Origin of the sequence: Methylocystis sp. WRRC1 (assembly GCF_020733155.1) — a bacterium.
GTDB lineage: Bacteria > Pseudomonadota > Alphaproteobacteria > Rhizobiales > Beijerinckiaceae > Methylocystis.
In genome coordinates this window covers 835,489-846,772 of record NZ_JAJFZJ010000001.1, presented here as the reverse complement: position 1 = coordinate 846,772, position 11,284 = coordinate 835,489, and the positions used below count along the sequence as shown (strand labels likewise).

Here is an 11,284-nt window from a genome sequence, read left to right as displayed (position 1 = left end):
ATGGTGTCGCTCCAGATGATCGACACGGACGAATTTTCTATCGAACGCCCTTTACCTGGCTGGCTGAGAGCAGGACTCGCGGCGACGGGCCTGTTCTGCATCGTGACGCCGGCGTGGGAGTTTCGTCACGTCTTTCTGCATCCCGATTTTTCGACGCTGTTCTTCGGTTTCCTCACTCTGGGCGCCTGGACGGTTGGGGGCGGCTTCATCCTTGCCGCCTGGTTTGGCGAAGATCAGCGCTGGCGGGTTCGCGACGGCGTGATCGACATCGAGCGGACAAGGGTCGGCTGGCGAAGCACTACCGCGGTCCGGCGCGAGAATTTGCGTGAAGTGCGAGTGCAGTTCTTTCCCGACAATGACGGGCCGGACGTCTACCGCGTCGTGCTCGCGCTGGAGAGCGGCGAGGAATTCGAGAGCCCCGCCTTTGAAAAGAGCCACAACGCCGAGGAGCTGGCGGCGCTCCTGCGGCGCCGCCTGGATCTCGAATAGAGCGCTTCTCAGGAAAGGCTTGTGCGGTTTTCCGTCTATGTGCTCGCGCGGCGGCGCCAGAACTCCAGCATCAGGCTCGTCGTGGTCATTGCGATCGGACCGAGCACAAGACCGGAGGGCCCGAACAATTGTATGCCGCCGAGCATGGCGATGAAGGCCGGGGCGGTGTGCAGGCGCAGCGTGTCGCTGATGAGCAGGGGACGAACCAGATTGTCCGAGCTGGCGATCACGACGCCGCCCCAGAGACCGAGCGTCAATGCGTCGGCCCATCGGCCCTCGATCGCTAGAAAGATCGTCGCCGGCACCCACACGACGAAAGTCCCGAGCACCGGCACGATGGCGAGGAGGCCCATGATCAGCGCCCAGAACACAGGGGAGGGGAAGTTGAGCCACCAGAAAATGAAGCCGCCGAGCGCGCCCTGCAAGGCGGCGACGGCGAGCGTGCCATAGATGATCGCGTAGATCGTGTCGCGGATGCGCACGATCAGCTTGCGGGTCTCGATGTCCGAAAAGGGTGAAAGGCGCAGCAGCGCCTCGACGCCAGCCTTGCGGTCGCGCAGGAAGAAGAAAAGCATGTAGAAGGAGAGCAGCACCGTCAACGCCTGGCCGGTCGATTGCTTGATGAACAATGCGCCAGCGTTGGTGAGGAAGGCGCCGACCCGGCTCAGAACATCCTGCAGGTCGAATTGTCCCTCGATCCAGTTATTGACCGTCTCCAGCCAGGGATGCGCCTTCAGGAAATCGACCCACTTGCCCTGAGTCACTTCCTGCTGGATGTAAGCTGCGCCCTCGACGGCTTCGTTGATGAGCCGTTCCGACACGAATGCCAGCGGCCCGACAATGATCAGCGCGACGATGAGCACCGAAAGCGCGGCGCCGAAGGAGCGGCCCATGACCGCTTCGATGGCGCGATGCGGACGCAGAAAGACGACGGCGAGAACGAGCGCCCAGGTGAGACTGGAGAGAAACGGCGCCGCGAGCAGCAGCGTGACAGCGACAAAGACGAGCGTGAGGCCGAGGCGCGCGAGAACGAAGATGTCCACCGCCGCGCGTGTCGGCTCAGGCGCGCCGGGAGGCGTCTCGTCAGTCATCTCTTCCCTCCGTCGTGTTTGCGTCTGTCCTCTTGAAGATCAGGGCTGGCGGGCCTGATAGGAACGGCTAGAACCGGCACTCTTTCGGCAGTTTCTCGTCGGACCAGTCGGCAAGTTTCGGCGCCGGACGTTTGAAGTCGACGGGTTTTCCATCGCGCTTGCCTTTGCCCGTGAGGAAATTCAGGTCGCAGGAATGCGTGTTGCTCGGGTCGAGCGTGTCGTATGACTCGTGCGTCAGTCCGGCGACGATGAATTCCTTGTTACGATAGACGACCGTCAGCGTCTGGCTCCACCTGTCGCGGCCGATCCCGGTGTTCTCCGACTTGATGAGCAGCGACCCCTTCGCGTTGGTTTCGAGAGACGGGCGCGCGCCCCACATTGCTCCGCTCCATGCGGCGTCCTTTTTGATCAGCGCGGGCTTTGCAGGCGTCGCGAGATCGCGCGCAGGCTCCAGCCCGCGATAAATATAAAGGTCGGCGCCGGCGTCGCCGTTCTCCACGAGCGCGGCGCGATCCGTGTCTCCGTTCTCGAAGCTTAGCGTAACGGTGGAAATGACCCGGGAGTAGTCCGCCTCCGCATATGCAGCCGTCGCAATGTTCGTGGCCGCCAGAAGAACTGCAATCCCTCGCATCGCCGAATGCCCCTCTCGGATTGAAAAAAAGCCGCCCGACAATGTCGGACGGCTCGAATATATCAGCAGTGCGCCAGCGCAATCACTCGCTGAGCGCGGCTCCGGCCTCGCGTTCGGCCTTTTCCTTGGCCTCCAGGTCTTCGCCGGTCTCCTGATCGACGGCGCGCATGGAAAGGCGCACCTTGCCGCGATCGTCGAAGCCGAGCAGCTTCACCTTCACGCGATCGCCTTCCTTCACGACGTCGGTCGTCTTCGCCACGCGCTGCTTGGAGAGCTGCGAGATATGGACGAGGCCGTCCTTGGCGCCGAAGAAGTTCACGAAGGCGCCGAAGTCGGCGGTCTTGACCACCGTGCCCTCGTAGATCATGCCGACTTCCGGATCGGAGGCGATGGACTTGATCCAGTTGATCGCCGCCTTGATCGAATTGCCGTCCGACGACGCGACCTTCACGGTGCCGTCGTCCTCGATGTTGATCTTGGCGCCGGTCTTCTCGACGATCTCGCGGATGACCTTGCCGCCCGAACCGATCACGTCGCGGATCTTGTCGGTCGGGATCTTCAGCGTCTCGATGCGCGGCGCGAATTCGCCGAGCTCCGCGCGGGAGGTGGTCAGCGCCTTCGCCATTTCGCCGAGAATGTGCAAGCGGCCGTCCTTCGCCTGGGCGAGCGCGACCTTCATGATCTCCTCGGTGATGCCGGCGATCTTGATGTCCATCTGCAGCGAGGTGACGCCGTTAGACGTGCCCGCCACCTTGAAGTCCATGTCTCCGAGGTGATCCTCGTCGCCGAGAATGTCGGAGAGCACCGCGAAGCGCTCGCCTTCGAGGATCAGGCCCATCGCGATGCCCGCCGTCGGCGCCTTCAACGGCACGCCAGCGTCCATCAGCGCCAGCGAGGTGCCGCAGACGGTGGCCATCGAGGACGAGCCGTTCGACTCGGTGATCTCGGAGACGACGCGCAGCGTATAGGGGAATTCGGCGGCGGCCGGCAGCATCGGACGGATTGCGCGCCAGGCGAGCTTGCCGTGGCCGATCTCGCGGCGGCCGGGCGAACCCATGCGGCCCGTCTCGCCGACGGAGTAGGGCGGGAAGTTATAATGGAGCAGGAAGCGCTCCTTGTAGGTGCCCTCGAGCGAATCGACGAATTGTTCGTCCTCGCCCGTGCCGAGCGTCGCGACGACCAGCGCCTGCGTCTCGCCGCGCGTGAAAAGCGCCGAGCCATGGGTGCGGGGCAACACGCCGACTTCGGCGACGATCGGGCGCACGGTCTTCACGTCGCGGCCGTCGATGCGGATGCCCGTGTCGAGAATGTTCCAGCGGACGACCTTGGCCTGCAGCTCCTTGAAGACCTCGCCGACCTGCTCCTTGGTGAAGGCCGGCTCGGAGCCTTCGGGGAAGAGCTCGGTCATCACCTTTGCCTTCACGGCGTCGACGGCGGCGTAGCGCTCCTGCTTGACCGTGTGCTTGTAGGCCTCGCGCAGATCGGCCTCGGCGATCCTGGCCACGGCCTCGGCGACATGCGCGAGGTCGGGAACGATCAGGTCGCGCGGGTCCTTGGCGGCGCGCTCGGCGAGGCGGATGATGGCGTCGATCACCGGCTGGAACCCGCGATGGCCGGTCATGACCGCCTCGAGCATCGTCTCCTCGGAGAGCTCCTTGGCTTCCGATTCGACCATAAGCACCGCGTCCGAGGTGCCGGCGACGACGAGGTCGAGGTCGGAGAGCTTCATCTCCTCGATCGTCGGATTGAGCTTCAGCTGTCCGTTGATATAGCCGACGCGCGCGCCGCCGACGGGGCCCATGAAGGGCACGCCCGAGAGCGTCAGCGCAGCGGAAGCCGCGACCATGGCGAGAATGTCCGGGTCGTTCTCGAGGTCATGCGACAGCACGGTGACGATCACTTGGGTGTCGCAACGGTAGCCGTCCGGGAAGAGCGGGCGGATCGGGCGGTCGATCAGGCGGGAGACCAGCGTCTCGCGCTCGGAGGGCCGTCCCTCGCGCTTGAAATAGCCGCCCGGAATGCGGCCGGCGGCGAAGGCCTTTTCCTGATAATTGACGGTGAGCGGGAAGAAGTCCTGACCGGGCTTCGGGGCCTTGGCGGAGACGACGGTGGCGAGGACGGTGGTCTCGCCCCAGCTCGCCATCACGGCGCCGTCGGCTTGCCGCGCGACCTTGCCGGTCTCGAGGACGAGCTTGCGCCCGGCCCAGTCGAGTTCTTCACGGTGAACTTGGAACATGTGCTGTCTTTCTCTGGTGAACGCCAACGGTTCGTCATGAGCAAGACGGCGAGAAGCTGCTGGAAATTTCTTTAAGCATCCACGCAGCGTCCGGCGATCCTGCCATGACTTGAGCGCTGGTTTTCGATCTCGAGCGCCGCATGAGGGCGCTCCATAAGGACGAAAGCGGCGCATTTCTCGGCGCCGCTTTCGAAAGCTTCGGTCAGCGACGGATGCCGAGCCGCTCGATGAGGGTCTTGTAACGCGCCTCATCCCGCTTCTTCACATAGTCGAGAAGCTGGCGGCGCTGGGAGACCAGCTTCAGCAGGCCGCGACGCGAGTGATTGTCCTTCACATGCGTCTTGAAGTGCTCGGTGAGGTTGGCGATGCGCTCCGTGAGGATCGCGACCTGAACCTCGGGCGAGCCTGTGTCGTCGGCCTTGGTGGAATATTCCTTGATGAGCGCCTGCTTGCGCTCGGCTGTGATCGACATCCGGCTTTTCCTTGTGTCCGGGAGTTGCCCGCGGCGGGCGGCCTTGGCCGGGATGTCGTCCAGCGAGGTCGCCTCAAAGCGGCGCCGCCCGGCTGAGCCGGGCGTGCGGATGGCCTTATAGCAGAAAAACCGGCGAAGGATAGAGGCGATGGTCGGCTCAAGCCTCTTCCAGCACCTTCAGGCGGCCGCGGGGGTAATATCTTCTCCCGACCGGACCAGTCCGCTTACGTCATGGCGAGCTTTGAAACCGTGTGGCACGTTCCGCTTGTCGCCAGGCGCCGCCGGCATATCGAGTTTAATGGAAAAATCCCCGCATCGTCGGCCGTATCTGCGCGTCGATTTGAGCTTTTCACGCATCGAGAGCGCCGAGCGCGATGTGACCCGGCGCAAAGGCGGCGGATAGTAATGGCGCCATGAGTTTCGTTGGGCGCGGGATCATGCGTCCGGCCAAGACAGGGTGACTATCCGTGAGAACCGTTTTGCGTAACCGGTTGCTGATGACCGGCCTTATGTTTCTCGCGCCATTTGCGACTCTGGCGCAGGGCGCGACTTCCGCCTACACGAAGATCGACGTGCGCCGCGACTGTCGGCGCTCCCCCGGCGATGTCGTCGAGGATTATGGCGAGTGGCGCTGCAAAGGCTACGCCGGCGCGCCCATATGGCTCGCCGCCGGGGACCAGCGCATGTTCGTGAGTTTTGGCCGAAAGGCGAAGGATGAGCCCGCCGCAGAGCAGACGCTCGCGCCCGTCAACGACTTTTACAAGGGCGCGATCGAATGGCGGCTGGACGAGCGCGGCGGCAAGCCCTTCGCGGCGATCATGCGCTGGAACGTGAAGACCATCCCTGATCGGGAAAGCCTGAAAGTGAGCGGCAGGGTCCTGGTCGTCACCCGCCTGCCGCCGGGGCCGGTGTGCCATGTCGGCTATGTCGATGCGGTCGCGAACTCGGACGCCAATGAACTCGCTCGCGAGATCGCCGACAAACATGCGCGAAGCTTCGACTGCGGCAGGGACAAGCCTCTGGTTTTCGGCAAGGTTACGCCGGGAGAAAGTTTCGTGAATACAGATCGCTGAGGCCTGTCAGGCGCCCTTGTCCGGCGCCATGACCTGTCCGTCGCCGCGCAGGACGCGCCTGATGAACTCCCGGGCTCCGGGCTTTTCGGGCTCGGTGGACAGGCCGGAAACAACGCCCATGGCGAGGCCCAGCGTCGCGCCGGCGAGCGCCGCGAGCGCATAGATTTCCACGCGCCGCGCCGCAGCGGCCGCCGCGAGCGCCGCAACGAGGCCAATCACGCCGCCGATCAGCGCCACCAACGCCTCGCGATCGCCGGCGCGCGGCCAGAAGGCCATGGCCACGGCAGGAGCTACACATGCGGCCGAAATCGACAGCGCGAGCGAAACCAATACGCTCGGCGAGACGATATGCGTCGCGCCGACCACATATCCCAAGGCCGAAACGACGATCAGAACCAGCCTTGTAATGGCGAGCCGCCGGCTCGTGAGGTCGATCTCGCCGCGCAGGCGATAGAGCGCGTCATGCCCGACCGCTGTGGCGCAGGTTTGGAGCCCCGTGGCGGCGAGCGCCAGTCCCAACGCGATCAGCCCCGAGGCGAGCAGGCCGGCGGCCGCCGCGCCCAGCCCGGACGCGCCGGGCAGCGCGCCGAGCAAATAGACGCCCTCCATCGGGCGGACGTCGGCGGCGTTCAGCGGCGCGCCCGGCGCGAGGCCTTGCGCGACACAGGCGCGCTGCGCCTCGGAAGGATTGCGGACAGTGGCTCCGCAGATCTCGACAAGGCCGCGCTTGCTGGCGGCGTAAACCGGCGGCGGCAATCGCTCGGGCGGCTGGCCGGCCGTCGCGCCGGCGAATTCGATGGCCGAGGCGGCGACGGCGCCCCCGACCATCAGCGCGAAGAAAATGCTCCAGCCGAACGCCGCAAACCCGGAGCGGCGGGCCGCGGCGAGGTCGTTCGTCGTTACGGCGGGCGCGAGGGTGGGGGCGAGCGTCGCGACGCCGAGCGCGACGGCGATGGTGGCGCCGATTTCAATGAGGAGATTCATCGGCGCGGGCACGATCCGCCAGGCGAAAAGAAGCTCGGCCGCCTCCCGCCAGCCCGGCCCGCCGCCGAGAATGTTCACGGGGAGCTCCCCCCGCGCGCCGAGCGCGAAGAGCGGCAAGCCGAGGCCGAAAAGCGCGACGCCCCCCGCCGCGGCCGCGGTCCATATGGCGCCGGCGAGGCCGCCGGGCCCCGCGATGACGAGCGTCGCCGCGGCGATGGCGAAGGCCGCGAAGGTCCGGCCCGCGCCGGTGAGGTCCACGAGTGCGTCTACCGCGATCAGCCCGCCCGCGATGGCGAGCAGGCCGGAGGAAAGCGCCACCGCGGCGATGACTCCGAACCTTGGCGCCGCGCTCGGAAAACGCGCCGCGAGAAGGCCGGAGATGGAGAAGGCTCCGGTCTTGCGCAGCAGCGGGCCGAGATAAAAGGCGGCCGTCGCAAGGCCGAGAAAAACGCCGCCCACGACGCCGAGCGTCCAGGATCGGCCGGCAAGACGCGTCGCAAAGGGCGTGACCATGGCGATGACGATCGCCGCATTGGCGAAGCCGGAATAGGCCGCCGGGACCGCGCGCCCCGCCGCGTAATAGACCGAGACGCGCATGGAATGGAGCAGGAAGCCCAGCGCGGCCAGCGCGACGATCGTGAACCAGGGCGGCGCCGCCCCGACGAAGCGCTCCGGCGCGCCGACCCGGTCTAGCAGCGCGGCAAAGCCATAGGCGAGGAGAAAGCTGGCGGACACGAAGGTGATGCGCGCGTCCAGATTGGCCCGGTCGAACAGGGCGGCTTCGCTGGGACGGTCGCTCATCTTTGGCCTCGCGGGATGGATCTTGGGAAGTTTAACGGAGGCGGGGGCGCCTTCCAAGCGGCTGTCGCCGGGCGGACAAGGAACCGCCGACGGCTTCCTCATGCTGAATCGGGACGCATGGCCGGTCCGCGCGACGTTATCATTCCGCGCTGGTCCGATTTTGGATTTCGCTGAGCGACATTGTCACGGACGCGAGGCGCTTTCCTTGGTTGAAATGCGGCCAGAACTACACGGTCCCCGAAATCATGGCTCCCTCAGCACCAATGGCGCAGCGGGCGGCCGGAGAATAAACGAAGCACAGGACGTCGCAATGAACTATAAAATTGCAATCATTGTTCTGGGTGTTGCGCTATTTGTCGGCGCAATGATCCCCTATGCCTACAAGCCACGATGCGCACCACCTGAGTGCACGCCGACCGCTCCCTACTAGACTTCGGACGCATCGAATTTCAGTCCGGAGCGGCGGCGGCAAAGGCTATGCGTCGGCCGTGTCCGATCAGGCTCAGTCCGGAACTCGGCCCCGAGCGCGCCGCCGCTGAAGGAGGCGCGTCTCAGCCTTCCCCTCGCTGCACCATTCCGGCGTAGGCGTCCATGTCGACCACCCCGCCAGCCTCTCCGACCCGCGCCCGGTCCTCCGGGCGGAGCGCCTCCTGCGCGATGTCGAGCCGCTTCCACCCCGGCAGCGGGGAAGAGCCGGTCGCGTCGGGGAGGTATTTCGAGTCGGAAAGTTTCCGATGCGGATGAATGTAGCGCGGGCAATTGACCCAGATCGACTCGACCTGCACCTCGATCAGAAACTGCGCGCCGGGATATTGCGATGCGGACTCCGGACCCCGCAGGATTTTCGCCTCGCCCTGAACGCGCAGACGGTTCGGCGTCGCGAAGTCGATGAACAGCAGCCCGACCATCCCGTTTTCCGCGATGTTGCCGGCGGAGTAGAACATGCCGTTGCCGTCGAACCACGGAAAGACCAGAGACTTCGGCCCGGTCACCCGCACGAAGCCCGGCGCGCCGCCCTTGTATGAGACGGTGGGCCGGCCTGCCGGATCGACGCTGGCGAGGAAAAACATGTCCCGCGACTGCAGGAACTCGACTTCGTGGGGGGCGAATTCGGCGTGCATCACCCCGCCCTCCATGAGATCGGCGAGGCGACGCGAGTCGAAGGCGTCCTGAAGCTCGCGATGGGCGGGGCCGTAGTAGTTTGACATGCTTACTCCCTGTTCAGGAATTCGACCCGCGCCAGAAGATCGCGGCGAGCAGCCCTATGAAGGCGCCCAGGGGGCCGGTCACGAAAGCGGCGGTCATGACGACCTCGAGGCTTTTGTCATGCCGGTTGCCGGAAAAGATTTCGACCAGGACAGCGCCGATAAAGGCGCCGGAGGCATATCCGGCGACGAGAGCCGCAAGGGCTACGAAAACTTTTCGCACAGGGCCTCACTTTACTCCGGATGACGAACGCTTGATCGGACGGCGCTTCGGGGCGCGCGCCTCAACATGCCCCGCCGCCGCAGCGCTCGCAATCGAAGCCGTAACGGGGGCCATCGACAAAGGGACGGGCTTTGGTTCATAAGGCCGAAATGCCGTTTCTTCTCCCCTTTCCGCAACCGCGAGGCGACCGATGAGCGCGCCCGAGGCCAAAAGCGGCGTCTCCACTACGACCGTAACGGAGGACGAGGCGGGGATGCGCGTCGACCGCTGGTTCAAGCGGCGATATCCGACTCTCGCGCTGTCCCATCTCGCGAAGATTTGCCGGAAAGGCGAGGTCCGCGTCGACGGCAAGCGCGTGGAGACCTCGACGCGGCTCGAAGAAGGCCAGAAGGTTCGCGTGCCGCCGCTCAGGATAGAGGCGCCCGAGGCGCCGGCGGTGAAACGTTCCTCGCCCGAGGACGCGCAGGCGCTCAAGGCCATGACGCTCTTCGAGGACAAGGACGTGCTCGTCCTCAACAAACCCTGGGGGCTGGCGACGCAGGGCGGCTCGGGCCAGAAGCGCCATGTCGACGGCATGCTGGAGTCGCTCGCCAGGGGCGATTCGCGCCCCGTGCTGGTCCATCGCCTCGACCGCGACACATCAGGCGTGCTGCTGGTCGCCAAGACCCGGCGCATGGCGGCCGACCTCGGCGAAATCTTCCGCTCCCGGCAGGCAAAAAAGATATATTGGGCGCTCGTCGAAGGCGTGCCCAAGCCCGCACAGGGCAGGGTGTCGCTCTATCTCGCCAAGGGCGCCGGGATGGAGAAGGCCCGGGGCTGCGGCCGCGACCTCGAAAAAATGCGGGTCGCCAAGCATGGCGAAGCCGACGCCCAGCATTCGCTGACCTATTACGCAATCGTCGACAAGGTCGCGCCGCGCTGCGCCTGGCTGTCGATGAAGCCGCTCACCGGCCGCACCCACCAGCTGCGCGCCCACGCCGAGGCGATCGGCCATCCGATCTTCGGCGACCCGAAATATGGGCGCCGGCCCGAGGACGAGGTGCGCCGCCGCGACCCCCTAAGGGCCATGCCCGACGGGCTGGAGCGCAAGCTTCACCTTCTCGCCCGGCGGCTCGTCCTGCCGCATCCCAGAGGCGGGACGCTGGACGTCGCCGCGCCGCTGCCGCCTCACATGCAAAAGAGCTGGGAGCTGTTCGGCTTCGACGTGAAGCAATACGACCCGATCGAGGACGCGCCGGACGCGTAAGCCTCACGCGCCCTGTTTCGCCGCCGGCGGGACCATAAGATGATGGCGGGGAAGCTGCCGGCGCTTGCGGACAGCCGCGATCGAGTCGAAGAACTGCACGCTTTCGATGTCCGTCATATGTTCGGGCGTATTAAGACCGGGCGCCAGGTAGTGCCTGTGCATCTCGTCGACTTTTTCCTTCAGGAACTCGATGGCCGTCCCGGGCCTTCCGAGCCCGCCCTGATATGGCGGCCAATAGGCCGTGCACATATCTTCGATAAGATAAAGCCCGCCCTCGTTAAGCAATGGAAACAATATGTTGTAACTGGCGCGCTGATGGGTCGCGACATGCGAACCGTCGTCCAGCACGACGTCGATCCCGCCCATTTCCGCAACGACCTTCTCCAGAAAGGTCGCGTCGTCCTGCGAGCCGATTCTCACGGCGGCGTCGGCGCTGTCGAGCGCCGCGCATTCTGGATTGACGTCGACGCCGAATATGACGGCTTTTTCGCCGAAAAAGCGTCGCCACAGGGCAAGCGAACCGCCCTTGTTCACGCCGATTTCCAGCATTCTCACCGCCGTTCCCACGAAGGGTTGCAGCAACTGATCGTAAATGGCGAAATAATGCAGCCACTTGTGAGCGACGCGATCTTCATTGGCGAAGAACAGATCGGCGAAGCGACCGCGGTAAAGCTCACGAAATCTTTCGGGTTCGGTAACGTAAAAATCAATCGGATGCGCTGTCGTCCATGCCGGGCTTCTCGCGTTGTCCGTCTGCTTCCGCTTCTGATTTTCATCCATATTTCTAACTTTCATGCCCGCAGCGCCGCAGGATTTCGCCGCAGATGGGGGAA

The 11,284-nt window shown here is 65.0% G+C and carries 11 protein-coding genes; 3 read left to right on the top strand and 8 right to left on the bottom strand.

The features are described from left to right. The gene (locus LG047_RS04225; RefSeq protein ID WP_227965649.1) at window positions 1-489 is read left to right on the top strand and encodes a hypothetical protein; all 489 of its coding nucleotides are present in this window, start codon (window positions 1-3) and stop codon (window positions 487-489) included. Between the two features lie 35 nt (window positions 490-524). On the opposite strand, the gene LG047_RS04220 is transcribed toward LG047_RS04225, so the two are convergent. The 4 genes from LG047_RS04220 to rpsO all read right to left on the bottom strand — a co-directional run bounded on the left by LG047_RS04220 (window position 525) and on the right by rpsO (window position 4,919). After that, window positions 525-1,580, bottom strand: a complete 1,056-nt coding sequence (locus LG047_RS04220; protein ID WP_227965642.1) for an AI-2E family transporter — start codon at window positions 1,578-1,580, stop codon at window positions 525-527. Window positions 1,581-1,647: 67 nt separating this feature from the next. After that, entirely contained in the window at window positions 1,648-2,211 is a 564-nt protein-coding gene (locus LG047_RS04215; protein WP_227965640.1) for a hypothetical protein, read from the bottom strand. Window positions 2,212-2,293: 82 nt separating this feature from the next. Next, window positions 2,294-4,447, bottom strand: a complete 2,154-nt coding sequence (pnp, locus tag LG047_RS04210) for a polyribonucleotide nucleotidyltransferase (protein WP_036282520.1) — start codon at window positions 4,445-4,447, stop codon at window positions 2,294-2,296. A gap of 202 nt (window positions 4,448-4,649) precedes the next feature. Beyond that, window positions 4,650-4,919, bottom strand: a complete 270-nt coding sequence (gene rpsO / locus LG047_RS04205; RefSeq protein ID WP_036282518.1) for a 30S ribosomal protein S15 — start codon at window positions 4,917-4,919, stop codon at window positions 4,650-4,652. Between the two features lie 467 nt (window positions 4,920-5,386). Between rpsO and LG047_RS04200 the strand changes: the two genes are divergently transcribed. Beyond that, window positions 5,387-5,992, top strand: a complete 606-nt coding sequence (locus LG047_RS04200; protein ID WP_227965638.1) for a hypothetical protein — start codon at window positions 5,387-5,389, stop codon at window positions 5,990-5,992. 6 nt (window positions 5,993-5,998) lie between these two features. Here LG047_RS04200 and LG047_RS04195 read toward each other — a convergent pair whose 3' ends face one another. From LG047_RS04195 to LG047_RS04185, 3 genes are all read right to left on the bottom strand, one after another. Continuing rightward, window positions 5,999-7,777 (bottom strand): sodium:solute symporter, encoded by a 1,779-nt coding sequence (locus LG047_RS04195; protein WP_227965637.1) that lies wholly within the window; start codon window positions 7,775-7,777, stop codon window positions 5,999-6,001. Window positions 7,778-8,328: 551 nt separating this feature from the next. Further along, on the bottom strand, window positions 8,329-8,985 hold the full coding sequence (locus LG047_RS04190; RefSeq protein ID WP_227965635.1) for a pyridoxamine 5'-phosphate oxidase family protein: 657 nt from the start codon (window positions 8,983-8,985) through the stop codon (window positions 8,329-8,331). A 13-nt stretch (window positions 8,986-8,998) separates the two neighbouring features. Next, a complete protein-coding gene (locus LG047_RS04185) occupies window positions 8,999-9,205 on the bottom strand; it encodes a hypothetical protein (RefSeq protein ID WP_227965633.1) in 207 nt (68 codons plus the stop codon). 190 nt (window positions 9,206-9,395) lie between these two features. On the opposite strand from LG047_RS04185, the gene LG047_RS04180 reads away from it, so the two are divergent. After that, window positions 9,396-10,451 (top strand): RluA family pseudouridine synthase, encoded by a 1,056-nt coding sequence (locus LG047_RS04180; protein ID WP_227965631.1) that lies wholly within the window; start codon window positions 9,396-9,398, stop codon window positions 10,449-10,451. 3 nt (window positions 10,452-10,454) lie between these two features. Here the strand turns inward: LG047_RS04180 and LG047_RS04175 are convergent, their stop codons facing one another. After that, window positions 10,455-11,246, bottom strand: coding sequence for a class I SAM-dependent methyltransferase (locus tag LG047_RS04175; RefSeq protein ID WP_227965630.1), 792 nt, complete (start codon window positions 11,244-11,246; stop codon window positions 10,455-10,457). Between the last annotated feature and the right edge of the window lie 38 nt (window positions 11,247-11,284).

Bases quoted from the DNA above. Each gene is read 5' to 3' on its own strand.
- LG047_RS04225 (WP_227965649.1), top strand. From the start codon at position 1: ATGGTGTCGCTCCAGATGATCGACACGGACGAATTTTCTATCGAACGC.
- LG047_RS04220 (WP_227965642.1), bottom strand. From the start codon at position 1,580: ATGACTGACGAGACGCCTCCCGGCGCGCCTGAGCCGACACGCGCGGCG.
- LG047_RS04215 (WP_227965640.1), bottom strand. From the start codon at position 2,211: ATGCGAGGGATTGCAGTTCTTCTGGCGGCCACGAACATTGCGACGGCT.
- pnp (WP_036282520.1), bottom strand. From the start codon at position 4,447: ATGTTCCAAGTTCACCGTGAAGAACTCGACTGGGCCGGGCGCAAGCTC.
- rpsO (WP_036282518.1), bottom strand. From the start codon at position 4,919: ATGTCGATCACAGCCGAGCGCAAGCAGGCGCTCATCAAGGAATATTCC.
- LG047_RS04195 (WP_227965637.1), bottom strand. From the start codon at position 7,777: ATGAGCGACCGTCCCAGCGAAGCCGCCCTGTTCGACCGGGCCAATCTG.
- LG047_RS04190 (WP_227965635.1), bottom strand. From the start codon at position 8,985: ATGTCAAACTACTACGGCCCCGCCCATCGCGAGCTTCAGGACGCCTTC.
- LG047_RS04180 (WP_227965631.1), top strand. From the start codon at position 9,396: ATGAGCGCGCCCGAGGCCAAAAGCGGCGTCTCCACTACGACCGTAACG.
- LG047_RS04175 (WP_227965630.1), bottom strand. From the start codon at position 11,246: ATGAAAGTTAGAAATATGGATGAAAATCAGAAGCGGAAGCAGACGGAC.